A 17,857-nucleotide genomic window follows, 5' to 3' on the forward strand; every position below is an offset into this window, starting at 1 on the left:
ATATATAGTACTAATTGATATGAAAAAGTTTTTACTTTTTATTTTAAAAATAAGCATCGTTCTTGTAGTTGTTGCTATTGCGCTAGACTTTGGTTTTACAACCATTTACAAACAATCTAAAAACAGAGGGAAAATCGATTATGTTTTTAATTCAAACGCTCGTAAATATGATGTGGTAATTTTAGGTTCGTCAAGAGCCAACAATCATTTTGTTTCTGATTTGTTCGAAAAACAAGGCTTAAAAACATTCAATTACGGGATGAGTGGCGGGCATTTATTTGAAGCGGATTTGCTCCTGAAATTGATGATCGAACGAAAATACCAAATCAAAAATGTAATTCTTGAAGCCGATTTGAATCTATCAAATGACCAGCAATCAGAGGGGGTTTCAGCCAAATACTTACCGTATTTACATAGCTCAGAAACCGTACGAAAACATTTTGAAAACGAACAAGATTTCAACGAGCTCTATTATATTCCTTTTTATAGGTATTTGAAGTTTGAAACTAAGATAGGGTTTCGTGATATGTTCAAAGTGGCAACCAACGAAAAAACGTCAGTTTTAAATAACAAAGGCTATTACTCTTTAGGGAAAACCAAAGGGAATATGAAAAACAATATTGTCAATTTGAATCCGTTGCCTCACAACAAATATTATGAAGAGATAAAAGCTTTATGCAGGGCCAATAATATTCATTTCATTGCCATCATGACACCTATGTGTGAAAATGTTACCGGAATGAATTATTTTGATAAAGTACACAAAGCGTATCCTGAAATTCACAATTACGAAAATGCAGTGGTAGAAAACAAGTATTTTTCTTCTTGTGGTCACATGAATGATGAAGGCGCGCGCCTGTTTACAAATGTTATTATACACGATTTTTTTAAATCAAAAAAATGAAAATAGCTTTTCTTACACCAGAATATCCGCATGTTCTTACTGGAAATTCAGGAGGGATAGGTACTAGCATCAAGAACCTGGCGGTAGGACTTGTTGCAGCTGGTTGTGAAGTACATGTTTTAGTGTATGGACAAGATCAAGATGCCGTTTTTAAGGATGAAAAGGTGGTGATTCAACGCTTAAAAAATATTAAAATTAAAGGCTTGTCTTGGTTTTTTACTCGAAAAAAAATCGAACGCATTATCAATCAATTGCATAAAAGCAACCAAGTCGATTTAGTTGAAGCGTCAGATTGGACGGGAATCACCTCTTTTATTAGCCCGAAAAAATGCCCGATAGTGATTCGTTTGAATGGTTCAGATACCTATTTCTGTAATTTAGACCATCGCAAGGTAAAATGGAAAAATAAATTTCATGAAAAACGGGCATTACAAAAGGCTGACGCGTTACTCTCTGTTAGTCAGTTTACCGCTGATCAAACGAATGCTGTTTTTGGGCTAAATAAAAAATTCACTATCATCCCTAATTCGATTGACGTCAGTTCGTTTGATCAAAACGAAGATAGCGTTGTTATACCCAATACTGTTTTGTATTTTGGAAGTCTCATTCGAAAAAAAGGACTGCTAGAACTGCCATTCATTTTTAATGAATTGGTCGCACTAAATCCAACTGTACAATTGGTTATAGTAGGTAAAGATGTGCCAGATATTATTTCGGGTGCTGCTTCAACTTGGGAAATGATGCAAGAGCTGTTTACGCCAGAAGCTTTATTGCGTGTCAATTATGTTGGAGCGGTACCGTATGCAGCAATTCAGCAGCATATAAATGCAGCAACCGTTTGTGTTTTTCCTTCGTTTGCGGAGGCTTTACCAGTCTCGTGGATAGAAGCAATGGCGTTAAGAAAACCAATAGTATCTTCCAATATTGGCTGGGCTTCGGATGTAATTGATGATGGTATAAATGGATTTTTGGTGCACCCAAAAGAACACTCCCTTTATGCTGCTAAGATAAATTCGATATTAGAAAATGCAGCTTTACAGCAAAAGTTAGGTTTAGCCGCCAGAGAAAAAGCAATAGCGAAATTTAGCATTGCAGTTGTAGCAAAGCAAAGCATGGATTTTTATAAAACTGTAATTCAATAAAATTTGATTTTTATATATCATACTAACAATGCCATTTCAAGGGTCGAAAATGAATTAGGAGAACTGATTGATTTTGACGCTACCGTTTCGGTCTCTTTCGGATTGCGACAAATAGCGGCCAAGAATCCGGATGTTGTTTTAGTATGGTGTCACGTAGATTACGCGAAGGGTTTGAATATTGAGGTTGTAAACAAGTTGTTTCACCACAATAAATTAATGCTTTCTTTTAACCCAAATAACAGCTTTTTTATAAGTGAACAAATTGGGTATATTGATGAGTCATTATTTGTGAATGTCAATAAAAAAGTGCGTTTTCCTACTTGGCAAATGAGTAGTGCTGTGGGCATGATTCATGCTTCGGTACTTGTCAAGTTAGAAAGTATTCCTTGTCAAAATAATTTGGATTATTATTTGAGCTCGATAGCAAAGTTAGCAATGCCAAAAGGTTTGCTGTGCTATTCAGAACCTAGATTGCTATTCGACCAAAACAATAGTAAGGAAGTAACAGCGTCAATGTTCACTTTGTTTCGATTTGTAAAACAACATTATAAAACGCGTTGGGTCTTTTTATTGTTTCTTAATTTATTATGGTACGAAAACAAGCTGCCGATTTTTCCTTTTTTTCTTTCGCTGTTTTATAAAAGAAGAGTAGCAAGTAAGATTAATTTAGAGGATATAAAAGTCGCCTCAAATGAGAATGTTGTACAACAGAAAACCATTGATGTTATTATCCCGACTATAGGGAGGGAAAAATACTTGCACGATGTTTTAAAGGATTTAGCAAAACAAACAGTATTGCCGCAAAAGGTCATTGTTGTAGAGCAAAACCCAGTTGATAAAAGTGTTTCCGACTTAGATTATCTAATAAAGGAAAGTTGGCCTTTTGAAATTAAACATATTTTCACGCATCAAGCAGGAGCTTGTAATGCTAGAAATCTCGCATTGCAAGAGGTAGAAAGTGAATGGGTTTTTCTAGCGGATGATGATAATCGTTTTGAATCTACTTTAATAGAAACTGTTTTTGTACAACTGACGCAGTATGGAGCTTATGCAGTTTCGGTGGCCTATCCTCAAAATAGAGAAGCAGTTTTGATTTCGAATGTAAAGCAAGCTGAAACTTTTGGAGCTGGAAATAGTTTTGTAAAAAAGGAACTGCTAAACGGAGTTTCGTTTCAAAAAGGTTATGAATTTGGTTATGGAGAAGACAATGATTTCGGGATGCAAATTAGAAATCAAGGTATTGATGTGTTGTATTTGCCTGAACCTCGAATTTTACATTTAAAAGCGCCAATGGGTGGTTTTAGAACCAAACCCAAACTAGCTTGGGAGCATGATGAAATTCAGCCAAAACCCTCTCCTACGGTAATGTTGTTTCAAATTAACCATAAAACAAAACAGCAAAACTTAGGCTATAAGACTATTTTATTTTTTAAGTATTACCAGCACCAATCCATAAAAAACCCATTTACTTATTTCATAAATTTTAAAAAACAATGGAAACGCAGTATCTATTGGGCAGGTAAATTAAATACTACAGTATGAAATTCTCTTTGATTATTTGTACCTATATGCGTCCTGAACCTTTGCTGAAATTATTACTATCAGTACAGCAGCAAACGGTATATCCAGACGAAATTTTAATTGTTGATGGTTCTACGGATGACGCTACAAAGGCAATTTTGCAGATGCATGTTATTGATAATATAAGATATTATAAGGTTTTAGACCACGAACGAGGTTTAACCAAGCAACGTAATTATGGTGTTGCACGTGTGGGTGAGGAGATAGAAGTGGTTTGTTTTCTTGATGATGACACTGTTTTAGAAAGCGATTACTTTGAACAAATTTTAAAAACATATAGTGATTATCCTGAAGCTCTAGGGGTAGGAGGCTATATTATAAATGAAACTAAAAGTGAGTTTGTAGGCTATGATTATAAACCAATAATTAAAGAATATTATTTTGATGGCTGGAAGCAAAAAGACGGTAGTCGTTTTGTGATGCGCAAAAAACTGGGTCTCGATAGTGATTGCCCGCCCGGATATTCATCCATGTATTCGCACGGACGCAGTGTGGGGTTTTTACCTCCAAGCGGCAAAATATATCCTGTAGAAATGTTGATGGGAGGCGTTTCGTCTTTTAGGAAAACAGTTTTTAATACCCTTCAGTTTTCCACTTATTTTGAAGGTTATGGTTTGTATGAAGACGCCGATTTTACATTGAGAGTTTCTAAAATAGGGAAATTATATTTGAATACTGCAGCAAAACTAAATCACTACCATGATGCCGCTGGTAGACCTAATCAGTACTTATATGGCAAAATGGTGGTACGAAATGGCTGGTATGTATGGCGTACTAAAAATCCAAACCCAATATTTAAACATCAATTAAAATGGCACGCCATTACTATTTTATTAACGGTGATTCGTTTTACAAATGTAATTACAAGTTCAAGTAGAAAAGAAGCATTTACCGAAGCCTTGGGTAGAACGGTAGGTTGGTGGAGTTTGTTGATTAATAAACCAAAATAATTTTTCTATTTGCGATTGCACTGATATATGATGAAAAAGATAGAATTACTAAATATTCCTAATTACTATACCTCCTATTATTTATTAGGATTACAACAGGTCTGTATTTTAATTTTTAAAATGGATATTAATTTTATTGGTTATAATAATAAACCAGTCCTTGTTTTTAGAATGGATGGTAAAATTGTAGTGATTGACAATGATGATCCTGTAGGGGTACATCAAGATTTATATGATATTTGCAGTTTGTATTTTGTTACAAATAAGTTAATGGGGCATGCTGCTTATGAGCAGCCTAAGGTTAAACCTTTATATCCTCATTATCCTGTCAATATAGTCACGCTGTATTGTCGTGTTTTTGGTATTGGCTTGTTTCGTTTTTTGAAACTGAAAGAGGTAGTTAGACAGTTGTATATACTAGTTCGAAGACCAGTGTATGAAAATTACAAAGTTAGATTTGAAAAGGAAAATTTTATTTTTTTCTCGTCAAATATTTGGAAAAAAGAATCGGAGACTAATGAAATAAGAGCGGCGTTTATTCGTTTTTGTAGAGCAGATAGCAGAATAAAATTTGAAGGAGGTTTTGTTCCTCGGTCAGATGGTTTTAATTATGGTTATGATAATGAGCTTAATAGTAAAAAGTATTCGCCAATGAAATTTTCAAAATTGAATGCTAAATCATTGGTAGCCTTAAATAATCCCGCTGTTTGTGGTGCCATAAGTTGGAGATTAGCCGAATATTTAAATCAAGGTTTATTTGTTTTGTCGTTTCCTTTTAAAGTTCAATTGCCCAATGATTTTGTGAATAGTTCTGGTATTTATTCAATTACAGCTGTAGCACACTACAAAGAGGTACTGGATTATGTAATTGAAAATCCTGAAGCTCATAAAGTCATTGGCGCTAAAGCTAAATTATACTTTGACACCTATTGCACACCATTGGCTCAGGCACATTATATTATTAATTCTCTTGTTGAATAGTTAATACTGCTGTTCGCCTTTTAAGTTCATAAATATGCGATTTTTAATCTTAACTCATGTTCCACATATCATTGAAAGTGATCACTATTTTGCTTACGCACCTTACGTTCGAGAGATGAATATTTGGACACCAAATATTGATGATGTAGTTATTGTAGCTCCAGTTGACAATAGTTTGAAAACAGCTATACATTTGGCTTATGAGAAACAAAACATTCGGTTTATAAGCATTGAAAATTTTGATGTTTTAAGTTTAAAAGGCAGTTTGCGTACTTTTGTTAAAATCCCAAAAATACTGTGGATATTATATAAATCCATGCGTCAGGCAGATCATATTCACCTTCGTTGCCCTGGAAATATAGGATTACTAGCTTGCTTTGTTCAAATTTTATTTCCAAACAAAAAGAAAACAGCCAAGTACGCAGGGAATTGGGATCCGAAATCAAAGCAGCCTTGGACTTATAAATTGCAGCAGAAAATACTTCAAAATACTTTTTTGACTAGAAATATGCAGGTTTTAATTTACGGCACATGGGAAGGGCAAACTAAAAATTGCAAATCATTTTTTACAGCCAGTTATTTTGAAAACGAAAAAAAGGATTTGGTGGTTAAAAATTTAGATTCAACTATTAGATTTATGTTTGTTGGTGCCTTGGTGAAAGGAAAAAATCCTTTGTATGCCATACGTTTAGTAGAGGGTTTAATACGTAAAGGGTTCAATGTTGGCTTGGATTTATATGGTGATGGTATTGAAAGAAACAATTTAGAAGCCTATATTGCAGCAAATAGTTTAAGTAGATTTATTACCCTACAAGGGAATCAAGATAAAGAGGCTTTGAAAAAAGCATACCAACAAAGTCATTTTACACTGCTGCCTTCTGAAAGTGAAGGTTGGCCAAAAGCAATTGCTGAGGCCATGTTTTGGGGATCAGTGCCTGTTGCAACTGCAGTTTCTTGCGTTCCCTTTATGTTAGATTATGAAAGTAGAGGAGTGTTGTTGACTATGAACATAAATGATGATATCGAAAAATTGATCACTATTTTACAAAATAATAATGACTATAAAATAAAGCAAAAACGCGCCTTCGATTGGTCTCAACAGTATACGCTTGACCTTTTTGAAACGGAAATAAAAAAACTATTGATCTAATGCGTATTATTCAAATCATAGATTCTCTTGAAATTGGCGGTGCAGAAAGGATGGCTGTTAACTATGCTAACGCACTAGCGGACGAAATTGATTTTTCGGGATTAGTAGTGAGTCGTAAAGAGGGAGCGTTGCAGGAGCAACTGAATGAAAAAGTTGACTATCTTTTTTTGAATAAAAAGGCGAGTTTTGATCTCTGGGCGCTTTGGCGATTGAGAAAATTTGTTTTAAAAAATCAAGTAGCAATAATTCATGCTCACAGTACTTCTTTTTTTATTGCATTTCTTTTAAAGTTAATTTGTCCATCAGTAAAAATGATCTGGCATGATCACTATGGAAATAGTGAGTTTCTGGATAAAAGATCAGTTTGGTTACTAAAAACGATTTTGCCTTTTTTTGCAGGCGTTATTGTGGTTAATCAAAAACTAAAAAATTGGGCCAGTAATGAACTGCATTTTAGTAATAGTCTGTATTTACCCAATTTTGTGAGCGAGCAAAATTACAATAACGAGAATAAAACAACAATTTTGCATGGTATTGATGGCAAGCGAATTGTATGTTTGGCAAATTTGCGATTTCAAAAAAATCATTTTTTAGTTTTGAGACTGGCTGAGAAATTGCTCAAAACGAATCCTGATTGGACATTTCACTTGGTTGGGAAAGATTTTCAAGATGAATATGCTACTACAATAAAAAATCAAATTACAGACAAAGGATTAAGTGAGCAGGTTTATTTATACGATAGTATAACAGCTATAGCTGCCGTTTTGGAGCAATCTACAATAGGTATTCTTACATCACAGTCCGAAGGTTTACCGCTTGCTCTATTAGAATACGGATTATTTAAGAAACCTGTTGTAGTTACAAATGTTGGTGAAGTAGCCACGGTAGTGACTCAGGATGTCAATGGCTTGGTGATTGCTCTTGATAATGAGCAATTGTTTTTGGATTCATTAGTAAAGCTAATTAATGACGAAAGCTTGAGAGTACAATTAGGTAATAGGTTGTATCAAACAATAAATGATAAATACACGGGGGAAAGTGTAGTTGAACACTATATGAATTGGATAAAACGTACGATTAAAAATGAATAAAGAAGAAAGTAATTATCTTAAAGTAATTTTATTCCATGTTGGGATCGGTTTGTTGATATTCCTCTTTCCCTTTATGTCAAAAATTTATGGGTATTCTACTATTATACTGGGACTTTATTATGTGATAAAAACCGAAAATAAGAACAACGAGGCTTTACTTGTTGCGGGTTATGTTGTAGGTAGTGAAGTGTTGCTGCGTATGACAGGTGGTAATGTTACCTATGAATTTTCTAAGTATGGGGTAATGATCTTTGTGTTGCTGGGTATGTATTACAGTGGGATTTCTAAGGGTGCGATTCCTTATTGGATCTTTATATTGTTACTGATTCCTGGCGTGGTCCTGTCTACTTTTGTGCTTAATTTTGACTCGAATTTAAGAAATAGTATTGTATTTAATATTTCCGGTCCTATTTGTTTGGCATTAGCTTCATTGTACACGTATAGAAGGAGGGTTAGCTTGAGGCAAATGAATAACATCTTGTTATCGATTGGATTACCTATTGTTTCCTGTACCGTTTATTTGATTTTTTATACGCCCAATGTACAAGATGTTGTTACGGGCACACAGTCTAATTTTGAAACTTCGGGAGGATTTGGACCTAATCAAGTGGCTACTATTCTAGGTTTAGGGGTCTTTATCTTTTTTTCTAGAATTATCTTGGAGTCCAAATCGAAGTATGTGTTATTAATCAATTTGATTGTGGTTTTTAATATTGGCTATCGCGGTATGGTGACTTTTTCAAGAGGAGGAATGATTACCGGTTTTTTAATGATTGTTTTATTACTGCTGTTCTTGTATTATAAATCTAATAAAGGGGGTAAAATAAAACTCAATTATATTTTTATATTGGTTTTCATTATGCTAGCCGCTATTTGGAGCTATACCTCTTTGCAAACTAATGGACTAATTAATAAAAGATATGCCAATCAAGATGCTGCTGGTCGTGCGAAGGAGAGTCAGTTTACAGGACGGGAAGAAGTGGCTCAAAATGAAATACAACTTTTTCTCGATAACCCTCTTCTAGGTGTTGGTGTTGGTAAAGGGGTTGAAATTAGAGAGCAACAAACCGGGGTTTTTATCGTTTCCCATGATGAGATTACGCGCATGCTTGCGGAACATGGTACACTTGGAGTTTTGGGATTGCTGATCCTTTTTTTGACACCGCTCGTATTGTACCTCGAAAATAAGTTTAACATGTATTTGTTATGTTTCGTTACCTTTTGGTTTTTAACCATTAATCACGCAGCAATGCGAACCGCTGTTCCGGCATTTATATACGCCTTGTCTATTTTACAGGTGCAATTGGGAGATTCAAAAAAAGAGACTTAGAATAGTTTTCTTTGTTACTTTTTTTGCGCTAAATTGCGACAATTACCACAATTATTATGTCAAAACACAAAATGCATTTTGAAATATCAGAGCGAAAGATGATTCTTCATTTCTTTGATGTGGTTTTTGTATTAGGGGCTTTGTATCTGGCAGGGAGTGTTTTCGAATTGGAATACCTTAAATTTTCTGTTCATAATCCTTTATATACACTATTCTTGATTGTATATCTCAACGTTTTTGGGATCATTTTCGAATTATACAATCTTCAAGTTGCAAGCAGTGAATACCTAGTTTTAAAGAGTATTTTACTAACAGTTTCTACAACAGTTTTAGTCTATCTATTGACTCCATTTATTTCTCCTGTCCTGCCTTCTAATCGGTTGCAAATTTTGGTTTTCTTCCTAGTCTTTTTCTTAATTTTGGTCCTTTGGCGACTTTTTTATGTTCGGTTTTTAGCCTCTACGCGCTTTATTCAAAATGCAGTTTTAATTTGTGATAAGGAGGAGGTTGAAGAGTTGATTGTAGGTCTCGAGAATATTGATCCTCATTATCGAATTATTGCTTACGTCAATGCCGACTCGATTATTGATGATTACTCACAACATGATTACGTACAGCATGTTAAAAGAGAAGATTTAGAATTTTTTGTAAAGGAAAAAGGAATTTCTGAGATTGTTATTGCTTCCAAAAACACACAAGGAATTACCTCGGACTTATACCATCAGTTATTAATGCTTTTAGAATCAGGAAAAGTGATTCGGGAATACACCCAAGTATACGAGAGTAAAACACAAAGAATTCCAGTGCAGTTTATGGCGCGTGATTTTTATCGATTTTTTCCATTCAGTCGTTCCAATCATAATAAATTGTACTTGTCTATTGTTCGAATTTTAGAAGTTGGGATTTCTTTGATTGGTGTAGGGGTAGGCTTGTTGCTGCTGCCGCTATTGGTAGCTGGTAACGCCATTGGTAATAAAGGAAAGTTGTTTTATAGTCAGCAACGTATAGGTAAGGATGGACAAGTGTTCAGCATCTTGAAATTTAGGACTATGGTTGCAAATGCAGAGCGCAATGGTGCTGTTTTTGCGGTTAGCAATGATGTTCGAATAACCCGTTTTGGTACCTTTTTACGAAAAACAAGGATTGATGAATTGCCACAATTTATCAATATCTTAAAAGGAGAAATGGCTGTTATAGGACCGCGTCCTGAGCGTCCCGAAATTGTAAAACAAATTGCGGGAATGATGCCTTTTTACGAAACCAGACATATTATAAAACCTGGACTTACAGGTTGGGCACAAGTGAAATACTCCTACGGTGAAAATATTGACGACAGTTTAATCAAACTACAGTATGACTTATACTACATCAAGCATCGTAGTTTTTATCTGGATTTAAACATTACTCTTAAAACAATTACGACTGTTTTATTCTACAGAGGGCAATAGTTTTTAAGCCCGGATTTTGTTCGTGTGCATTTTGTTTTTCTGTATTCTTAAAATGATTTTGATCAATAAAAAAGCACTAGTTGCGATCAAAGGAAGTACAATCAATAAATGGGCTTTATTGGCTACTATAACTAGATATACAATCAAAGAAGCGATGTTAAAATACACCAGATTTCGCATCATTTTACTGTTCTTTATCCAATAATAAAAGGCAAGAATTAATAAGCTAGGATTGAATAATAGCGCATTGTAATTGTAGGCTAATTCATGATGCGATGAGTAAAAACCAATAAAAATAAAGAACAATCCCAATATTCCCATAGTGACAAAATAGAATTGGCGTAGGACTTTTTTATTGATGCTTACAATTAATAATAAAAATAGAATATAACTGTATATGTTGTTCCATAAAGAGTTTTCAGGAACGTCGTTTGTAGCGAGTAATATTGTGCTTTCTTTGGCTAATGGCTGTCCTTGAAATTGAACCATTTTTAAACTTTTTAATAGCTCGAATGGTAAAAAAATATGGGTGCCTAATTCGTCTACTTTTGTTCCAAAGATGATACTTGTTCCTAATTGTTCATAGAAATGATTATCAAAATAGGGGTATAGAATGGAGCGATAAGTAATATCGGTATCTGTTTTTTTAACAATTGCTTGTGTGCCTAAGGTTTTGTTGATGATGTCTACAACCATAGACGTACAGTTTTTATCAATAAATTTATAAGTGTAATGGCTGTCTCCAGATGATACAGATTGGTTGAGGTTGTCAAATAATTGTTGTTTTTTATCTAATGATATATTCAATTCCTGCTCATAAACAGCCCTTCTTTCATATTGATATTCATTCATGAAATCGTTAAACGGATGGGTTACTGCAAAATATTGTAGATCTCCTTTGGTGAATTTAGCAACAAAATTGGGTGTGTTAAAGTCAAAAGCGCCATAGTTGTATACAAGATCTATAAAATTAGGAGCATCAGTAATGCGGATCGCAGTATGGCCAAATAGTGAGTACGATTCATTTCCTGTTCCACAAGTTAGGACGCTAACTTTAGCGTCTTGCGATAAAATAGCTGATTGAGCAAAAGAATTGTTGATTCCAGCTATGAAAAGGATGCTGAAAATTATTTTTTGTAAAAGGGAATTTTTCATTATCGAGGTGGTAAAGTGATGAAATATTAGTTTCTAAAAAGGGCTAAATCTACTTTTAAAGAAAAGATATTAGAATATAATGCGGCACTTTGATCTCCTAAATCAGTCAAAGCATAATCTACTTGAATGCCTTTGTATTTAAAACCGAGGCCTATATTGGGCTGAAATCCCACTTTTTTAGTATTGTCTAATTGTTGGATATTTTGAAAGTTACCCACACCTGCTCTCAGGAAAACCAGATTGGTGTATCCAAATTCAAAACCTAGCGCTGGATCAATGCTTACAAAATCAGAAGATACAATGTCATTTGTTCTAGAAAAACGCATGTTTAAATTGGCTGCAGCCAAAAGGCTATAGTCGTATCGGATTATAAATTTTTTTGAAAGTCCTAGCTGTGCTTTTGGTGCAGTAATCTCAGTGCTTTCAGGTAATTCTTGGTTTTGGCCAGGGACAGCATCGGCAATTTTTTGATATTCATCTTCGTTAATATTCCATACATTATAAGTCGTGGTGATGTCTCGAAGCATCAAACCAAAATTCCAATTGTTGCGCTCGTACTGTAAACCTACGTCAAAACCAAAGCCCCAAGAATCTGCAAAATTACCGATGATACGTCTGATGATTTTGGCATTTACACCATATTGAAATCCTTGAACAGGCAGTTTGCGGGCATACGAAAAAGTAAACCCGTAATCAGCAGTCGAAAATAAACTGATGCGGTTGTAATCAATATTGCCTTGACTGTCTATTAATTCGGTGGTGTTTAAGATATCATCAACGCCAAAACGAATCAACGAAATCCCAAAAGCTGAACGATCGTCAATAGGTTTGGCGTATGCTATATAGTCGTACTGCGCAATATTGGCAAAATAATTAGCATGCATCAAACCAATTTGAGTATCTTCTAGTTGTACTAATCCCGCTGGGTTCCAGTAAACCGAATTCACATCATTTGTCGATGCAACAGCAGTGTTTGCCATACCCAGAGCGGCAGCATCAACGCCGATATTCATAAACTCATTGGAATATTTTCTAACAGTTTGTGCGTAATTTACAGTGCAAACTAGTAAGAGAATAATAAATTGATGCTTTTTCAATCTTTTTATTTTTAACTTAGAACATTTAAATTGCATCAAAAATATAATTTTTTAACGAGCTTATTTGACCATTTGTTCAAATAAATGATAAAGATGCTACGGCTTTTAACATTCTCTATTAAAAAGGAAGTTTGCATTGACTTATTATGCTAAATTTGCACGCTGAGATTATAAATTAAAATGACAATGAATATTAAGAAACACGTTCCTAACACGATTACTTTATTAAATCTTTTTTGTGGTTGTATTGCATTGGTTTTTGCAACAAGACTAGATTTTGAGATGGCTTTTTATCTGGTTTGTCTTGGAATCTTTTTTGACTTTTTTGATGGTTTTTTTGCTCGATTGTTTAATGTGTCAGGCCCTTTGGGATTGCAATTAGATTCATTGGCGGATATGGTAACGAGTGGCGTTGTCCCAGGTTATATCATGTTTTATTTACTTTCAAATTGTCAGCATGAAGTTTCGTCTAATTCATGGATTCCGTTTTTAGGTTTTATAATCACGCTAGGTTCGTGCTACAGATTGGCTGTTTTTAATTTAGACACACGTCAAACGAGTTCTTTTATTGGTTTGCCTACGCCAGCAAACGCACTTTTTATTTTAAGTTTGCCATTGGTTTTGAAATTTTCAGACTCGTTGGTAATGTTGGAGATTTTAACGAATCAATGGGTGTTATTAGGAATTACACTTTTTAGTGCCTTTATTTTAAATGCCGAGATTCCGTTGTTTTCATTGAAGATTAAAAAGTTTAATTTTAAGGATAATGCGTTGCAAATTGTGTTTTTGTCGCTTTCATTTGTCTTACTTGTTTTGTTTCAATTTCTAGCAATTCCATTGATCATTATTGGTTATGTTTTGTTGTCCATTGTGAATAACACTTTGAAATTGGATGAGAAAAAAAATAGTTAGACGTAAGAATACTATCATACGGAAACCTAGAAAAAAGAAGTCTTTTTTCTCGGGACTTATTTTTCGTTTAGGGATTGGTTTGCTTATATTGTGCACTGTTTGTGCTGTAGCTTATCATTATAGAATGGGATTGGCGTATTATTTTAGTTTTAAATCCAATCATATTTCAGCAGCTGAAGCCGAGGATAAACGGATTTCAGATGTTCGAAATTATCAAGTTTTGGAAAAAAGCGAAGGCAAAGTCATTGGTATCGATGTATCCGAATATCAAGATGAGATTGATTGGTCAAAAGTGGGTACTTTGGAAGATAAATACCCTGTTCAATTTGTATTTATTCGCGCTACGGTAGGTGATGATCGAAAAGATAAAAGGTTTGATGAAAATTGGCGTAAAGCCAAAAACAATAAAATAATTAGAGGGGCGTACCATTATTATCGTCCCAATGAAAACTCACTGGATCAAGCAGCTCTTTTTATAAAAACGGTTCGTTTAAGAAAAGGAGATCTTCCACCTGTTTTGGATATTGAAAAATTACCCGAAAATCAGTCGTTAGATCGTTTGAAAATTGGTTTGAAACGTTGGCTTATTGCCGTAGAAGCGCATTATCAAGTAAAGCCGATTATCTATACCGGTGAAAAATATTACGAAGATTTTCTGAAAGAAGAGTTTGGTGATTACCTTTTTTGGATTGCTAATTATAATTTTTATCGGGAAGAAGTTGATAAAGATTGGTTGTTTTGGCAATTCACAGAGAAGGCTTCTCTAGATGGAATAAAAGGCAATGTGGATGTAAATATTTACAATGGAGATCTACAGCAATTGCAATACATTACTGTAGAATAAGCGGTCTTATTTTTTGAATATGGTAGAAGCAGCAATTGCCAATGCTAGTAAAGCCAAAAGGACTCCTACTGATTTAGGATTGGCAAAATTAACAGTCCAGCCTGCCCAAGCCATTCTTTTTGGAGGAAAAATACGTGGATCTTCTCGGTTAAAATAAAAAATACCCAAAACCCAATTATTGGGATCTTGATGCCATTTTTCTAAGGTTTCTTTTGAAGGCTTGTTGTTTTCCACGGGGTCGTTTTGGTTTAAAACTCTATTTTCTTTTTACGCAATTCAAAGTTTTGACCTAGGTACACACGTCGAACCATTTCGTCTTCAACTAATTCCTCTGGAACACCTGCTTTTAGAATTCCTCCTTCAAACATAAGGTAGGTTTTGTCCGTAATAGCCAGTGTTTCTTGTACGTTGTGATCCGTAATCAAAATCCCGATATTCTTGTTTTTTAATTGAGCTACGATTCGCTGAATATCCTCTACTGCTACTGGGTCAACTCCGGCGAACGGTTCGTCAAGTAAGATGAATTTTGGATCGGTTGCTAGACAGCGTGCAATTTCGGTACGACGACGCTCACCTCCAGATAGTAAATCCCCACGATTGGTGCGTATGTGTTCAAGACTAAACTCCGCAATAAGGCTTTCCATCTTAGCAACTTGCTCCTCTTTTGAGAGTTTTGTAAGTTGTAAAACACTTAAAATATTGTCTTCGATGCTTAATTTTCTAAAAACAGAAGCTTCTTGAGCCAAGTATCCAATACCTTGTTGTGCTCTTTTGTACATCGGGTAATCTGTGATATTCAAGTCGTCTAGGTAAATATTTCCAGAGTTGGGTTTTACTAAACCTACAATCATATAAAATGAGGTGGTTTTTCCAGCACCGTTAGGGCCTAAGAGTCCTACGATTTCGCCCTGATTGACTTCGACCGAGATGCCTTTTACAACACTTCTTCCTTTGTATGTTTTAATTAAATTTTCGGCTCTTAAGATCATATTCTATGGTTTTAAACGTGCAGCGTTTATTGTTTAAACATTGATTTGTTTATTCGATACAAATTAACGAATAAACAAATCAACAATTAAAGCCGTTAACAATTATTTAGACTCTTCTTCTAGTGCTTCCCAGAACTCGTAAGCTCTACGCAAGTGAGGAACCACAATAGTTCCACCTACTAGTGTAGCGATTCCCATGGCTTCCATCATTTCTTCCTTGGTAACTCCTTCTTTGTGGCTAGTTTCAAGATGGTATTTCACACAGTCATCACAACGCAATACGGCAGATGCAACTAATCCTAGTAACTCTTTAGTTTTTACATCAAGAGCTCCTGCAGCATAAGCATTGGTGTCTAAGTTAAAAATACGCTTAACAATTTTGTTGTTGTCAGCTAGTAGTTTTTCGTTCATTCTTGAACGGTATTCATTGAATTCTTCGATTATAGCAGCCATTTATTCTTTTTCTTTTTTATGTACAAATACGGATATCCAAATACTTGCTTCATAGATTAATAACATTGGTATAGCAACAATAGTTTGACTTACCACATCGGGCGGTGTAACAATAGCCGCGATAATAAGTACAAGTACAATTGCATATTTTCGGTATGTTCTTAAAAAATTTGGGGATACTAGCCCTAGTTTAGTTAAGAAATAGATAATTATAGGTAATTCGAAAAACAATCCGCTGGCAAGAACAGATGTTTTAACCATTCCAATATAGGAGTCTAATGTAAATTGATTTTTTACCATATCACTCACTGTAAAGGTGGCAACAAAGTTGACCGACATGGGGATAACAACAAAGTAACCAAACAGCACCCCTAGAAAGAATAGTAAGGAGGAGAAAAAGATAAAAACTTTAGCATTTTTCTTTTCGTTAGTATAAAGTGCTGGGCTGATAAATTTCCAAACTTCCCATAGTATAAAAGGAAAGGCAAGGATAAAACCGGCCAGTATACAAATCCATATAAAGACATTTACTTGTCCTTCCATTTCTGTGTTTTGAATGATAAAAGGCATCTCAGTAATGCAAATATTATCAGCAAAACCTAATGAATGTGATAATTCACAAAAAAAGGTATAGGTGAAAAAAGTGGGTCTTGTAGGACCAAAGATGATCGTGTCAAATAAGTAATCACTAATGAAGTAAGTGAAAAATGCCATTACAATTATTGCAATGGTACTGCGAACAAGTAACCATCTTAAATCCTCAAGATGATCTAAAAACGACATTTCGTTTTGGTTTTTCTTTGCCATTATAGTATTCCTTCTTTTAAAATGTCATGTAAATGTAGTACCCCTTTGTATGTGTCTCCGTCCACAACCACTAATTGAGTGATTGAAAAACCTTCCAGGATATTAAAAGCATCAACAACCATATCGGTAGATTGAATAAGCTTTGGGTTTTTTGTCATAATATCTTTGGCTGTCAAATCAGCGAAGCTGTCTCTCTCGTTCAGCATTCTTCGAATGTCACCGTCTGTAATAATACCAATTACTTTGTTGTTTTCGACAACAGCTGTGACACCAAGTCGTTTTTCTGATATTTCAAAAATAACTTTTTTAATGGTAGCGTCTGGACTAACTGCTGGCTTTAAAGTATGCTCTAGCATATCTTGTACTTTAAGTAGTAATTTTTTACCTAGAGCGCCACCTGGATGGTATTTAGCAAAATCTTCGGGTTTAAAATCACGCATTTCCATGAGACAGACAACTATAGCATCGCCCATTACAAGTTGTGCGGTTGTACTGCTAGTAGGAGCGAGGTTTAAAGGACAGGCTTCTTGATCTACTGTGGTGTTAAGGACAAAATCAGCTCCTTTAGCAAGAAATGAACTGGTGTTTCCAGTGATGGCGATCAAAGTATTGCCAAAACGTTTCAATAAAGGAACAAGGACTTTTATTTCAGGACTGTTTCCGCTTTTGGAAATGCATATAATGATATCGTCATTTTGCATCATTCCTAAGTCACCATGAATGGCTTCGGCAGCGTGTAAAAACATTGAAGGTGTTCCAGTAGAGTTAAAAGAGGCAACCATTTTTTGAGCGATGATCGCGCTTTTTCCAATTCCAGTTACGATTAATCGACCCTTCGAATTGAAGATTGCTTGTATGGTATCTGCGAAATTATCATCTAAAAAATCAGTTAGTTTTGTAATCGCTTTACTTTCAGATAGTATTGTTTTTTTGGCGGTAGCCAATATTTTTTCTTTAGATATCAAAACAGAATGTTTAAAATTTGTGAATGTAAAAGAATTTAGTATCTTTATGTGATGCAAA

The 17,857-nt window shown here is 34.7% G+C and carries 18 protein-coding genes; 11 read left to right on the top strand and 7 right to left on the bottom strand.

The genetic code is table 11. The features are described from left to right. Window positions 1–19 precede the first annotated feature (19 nt). From H8R24_RS04030 to H8R24_RS04070, 9 genes are read left to right on the top strand one after another with little or no spacing between them, the layout of a single operon-like run. A complete protein-coding gene (locus H8R24_RS04030) occupies window positions 20–904 on the top strand; it encodes a hypothetical protein (RefSeq protein WP_187017277.1) in 885 nt (294 codons plus the stop codon). Next, a complete protein-coding gene (locus tag H8R24_RS04035; protein ID WP_187017278.1) occupies window positions 901–2,046 on the top strand; it encodes a glycosyltransferase family 4 protein in 1,146 nt (381 codons plus the stop codon). Before H8R24_RS04030 ends, H8R24_RS04035 begins: the two co-directional genes overlap by 4 nt. A gap of 3 nt (window positions 2,047–2,049) precedes the next feature. Continuing rightward, a complete protein-coding gene (locus H8R24_RS04040) occupies window positions 2,050–3,588 on the top strand; it encodes a glycosyltransferase family 2 protein (RefSeq protein WP_187017279.1) in 1,539 nt (512 codons plus the stop codon). Next, on the top strand, window positions 3,585–4,577 hold the full coding sequence (locus H8R24_RS04045) for a glycosyltransferase family 2 protein (protein WP_187017280.1): 993 nt from the start codon (window positions 3,585–3,587) through the stop codon (window positions 4,575–4,577). Before H8R24_RS04040 ends, H8R24_RS04045 begins: the two co-directional genes overlap by 4 nt. A 27-nt stretch (window positions 4,578–4,604) precedes the next feature. Next, a complete protein-coding gene (locus tag H8R24_RS04050; protein WP_187017281.1) occupies window positions 4,605–5,558 on the top strand; it encodes a hypothetical protein in 954 nt (317 codons plus the stop codon). A 34-nt stretch (window positions 5,559–5,592) separates the two neighbouring features. After that, window positions 5,593–6,708: a glycosyltransferase gene (locus H8R24_RS04055; protein ID WP_187017282.1), complete on the top strand. Its 1,116-nt coding sequence runs from the start codon at window positions 5,593–5,595 to the stop codon at window positions 6,706–6,708. Beyond that, window positions 6,708–7,799 carry a glycosyltransferase family 4 protein gene (locus H8R24_RS04060; RefSeq protein ID WP_187017283.1) on the top strand — a complete coding sequence of 364 codons (1,092 nt, stop codon included), beginning with the start codon at window positions 6,708–6,710 and terminating at the stop codon, window positions 7,797–7,799. Before H8R24_RS04055 ends, H8R24_RS04060 begins: the two co-directional genes overlap by 1 nt. Next, complete coding sequence (locus tag H8R24_RS04065) at window positions 7,792–9,129, top strand: O-antigen ligase family protein (protein ID WP_187017284.1); 1,338 nt, start codon at window positions 7,792–7,794, stop codon at window positions 9,127–9,129. The genes H8R24_RS04060 and H8R24_RS04065 overlap by 8 nt, the downstream gene beginning before the upstream one ends. 53 nt (window positions 9,130–9,182) lie before the next feature. Then, window positions 9,183–10,577: an exopolysaccharide biosynthesis polyprenyl glycosylphosphotransferase gene (locus tag H8R24_RS04070; protein ID WP_317172564.1), complete on the top strand. Its 1,395-nt coding sequence runs from the start codon at window positions 9,183–9,185 to the stop codon at window positions 10,575–10,577. 3 nt (window positions 10,578–10,580) lie between these two features. Here H8R24_RS04070 and H8R24_RS04075 read toward each other — a convergent pair whose 3' ends face one another. Both H8R24_RS04075 and H8R24_RS04080 read right to left on the bottom strand, forming a co-directional pair. Beyond that, entirely contained in the window at window positions 10,581–11,732 is a 1,152-nt protein-coding gene (locus H8R24_RS04075; protein ID WP_187017285.1) for a lipoprotein N-acyltransferase Lnb domain-containing protein, read from the bottom strand. 26 nt (window positions 11,733–11,758) lie between these two features. Further along, window positions 11,759–12,829: a putative type IX sorting system protein PorV2 gene (locus tag H8R24_RS04080; protein ID WP_449404288.1), complete on the bottom strand. Its 1,071-nt coding sequence runs from the start codon at window positions 12,827–12,829 to the stop codon at window positions 11,759–11,761. A 186-nt stretch (window positions 12,830–13,015) separates the two neighbouring features. Between H8R24_RS04080 and H8R24_RS04085 the strand changes: the two genes are divergently transcribed. Then, window positions 13,016–13,741, top strand: coding sequence for a CDP-alcohol phosphatidyltransferase family protein (locus tag H8R24_RS04085; RefSeq protein ID WP_187017286.1), 726 nt, complete (start codon window positions 13,016–13,018; stop codon window positions 13,739–13,741). After that, entirely contained in the window at window positions 13,722–14,585 is an 864-nt protein-coding gene (locus H8R24_RS04090) for a glycoside hydrolase family 25 protein (protein WP_187017287.1), read from the top strand. Before H8R24_RS04085 ends, H8R24_RS04090 begins: the two co-directional genes overlap by 20 nt. Before the next feature lie 6 nt (window positions 14,586–14,591). On the opposite strand, the gene H8R24_RS04095 is transcribed toward H8R24_RS04090, so the two are convergent. The 5 genes from H8R24_RS04095 to H8R24_RS04115 form a co-directional block, all read right to left on the bottom strand. Next, entirely contained in the window at window positions 14,592–14,819 is a 228-nt protein-coding gene (locus H8R24_RS04095) for a DUF5808 domain-containing protein (protein ID WP_187017288.1), read from the bottom strand. A gap of 14 nt (window positions 14,820–14,833) precedes the next feature. Further along, window positions 14,834–15,574, bottom strand: coding sequence for an LPS export ABC transporter ATP-binding protein (gene lptB, locus H8R24_RS04100; RefSeq protein ID WP_187017289.1), 741 nt, complete (start codon window positions 15,572–15,574; stop codon window positions 14,834–14,836). A gap of 102 nt (window positions 15,575–15,676) precedes the next feature. After that, window positions 15,677–16,027 (bottom strand): carboxymuconolactone decarboxylase family protein, encoded by a 351-nt coding sequence (locus tag H8R24_RS04105; protein WP_187017290.1) that lies wholly within the window; start codon window positions 16,025–16,027, stop codon window positions 15,677–15,679. After that, window positions 16,028–16,834: a twin-arginine translocase subunit TatC gene (gene tatC / locus H8R24_RS04110; RefSeq protein ID WP_187017291.1), complete on the bottom strand. Its 807-nt coding sequence runs from the start codon at window positions 16,832–16,834 to the stop codon at window positions 16,028–16,030. Beyond that, window positions 16,834–17,799, bottom strand: coding sequence for a KpsF/GutQ family sugar-phosphate isomerase (locus H8R24_RS04115; RefSeq protein WP_187017292.1), 966 nt, complete (start codon window positions 17,797–17,799; stop codon window positions 16,834–16,836). The genes tatC and H8R24_RS04115 overlap by 1 nt, the downstream gene beginning before the upstream one ends. Window positions 17,800–17,857: the final 58 nt, after the last annotated feature.

This window comes from Flavobacterium muglaense (genome assembly GCF_014305155.1).
Lineage (GTDB): Bacteria > Bacteroidota > Bacteroidia > Flavobacteriales > Flavobacteriaceae > Flavobacterium > Flavobacterium muglaense.

Bases quoted from the DNA above. Each gene is read 5' to 3' on its own strand.
- tatC (WP_187017291.1), bottom strand. From the start codon at position 16,834: ATGGCAAAGAAAAACCAAAACGAAATGTCGTTTTTAGATCATCTTGAG.
- H8R24_RS04065 (WP_187017284.1), top strand. From the start codon at position 7,792: ATGAATAAAGAAGAAAGTAATTATCTTAAAGTAATTTTATTCCATGTT.
- H8R24_RS04035 (WP_187017278.1), top strand. From the start codon at position 901: ATGAAAATAGCTTTTCTTACACCAGAATATCCGCATGTTCTTACTGGA.
- H8R24_RS04030 (WP_187017277.1), top strand. From the start codon at position 20: ATGAAAAAGTTTTTACTTTTTATTTTAAAAATAAGCATCGTTCTTGTA.
- H8R24_RS04060 (WP_187017283.1), top strand. From the start codon at position 6,708: ATGCGTATTATTCAAATCATAGATTCTCTTGAAATTGGCGGTGCAGAA.
- H8R24_RS04090 (WP_187017287.1), top strand. From the start codon at position 13,722: ATGAGAAAAAAAATAGTTAGACGTAAGAATACTATCATACGGAAACCT.
- H8R24_RS04050 (WP_187017281.1), top strand. From the start codon at position 4,605: ATGATGAAAAAGATAGAATTACTAAATATTCCTAATTACTATACCTCC.
- lptB (WP_187017289.1), bottom strand. From the start codon at position 15,574: ATGATCTTAAGAGCCGAAAATTTAATTAAAACATACAAAGGAAGAAGT.
- H8R24_RS04075 (WP_187017285.1), bottom strand. From the start codon at position 11,732: ATGAAAAATTCCCTTTTACAAAAAATAATTTTCAGCATCCTTTTCATA.
- H8R24_RS04045 (WP_187017280.1), top strand. From the start codon at position 3,585: ATGAAATTCTCTTTGATTATTTGTACCTATATGCGTCCTGAACCTTTG.
- H8R24_RS04085 (WP_187017286.1), top strand. From the start codon at position 13,016: ATGAATATTAAGAAACACGTTCCTAACACGATTACTTTATTAAATCTT.
- H8R24_RS04055 (WP_187017282.1), top strand. From the start codon at position 5,593: ATGCGATTTTTAATCTTAACTCATGTTCCACATATCATTGAAAGTGAT.
- H8R24_RS04105 (WP_187017290.1), bottom strand. From the start codon at position 16,027: ATGGCTGCTATAATCGAAGAATTCAATGAATACCGTTCAAGAATGAAC.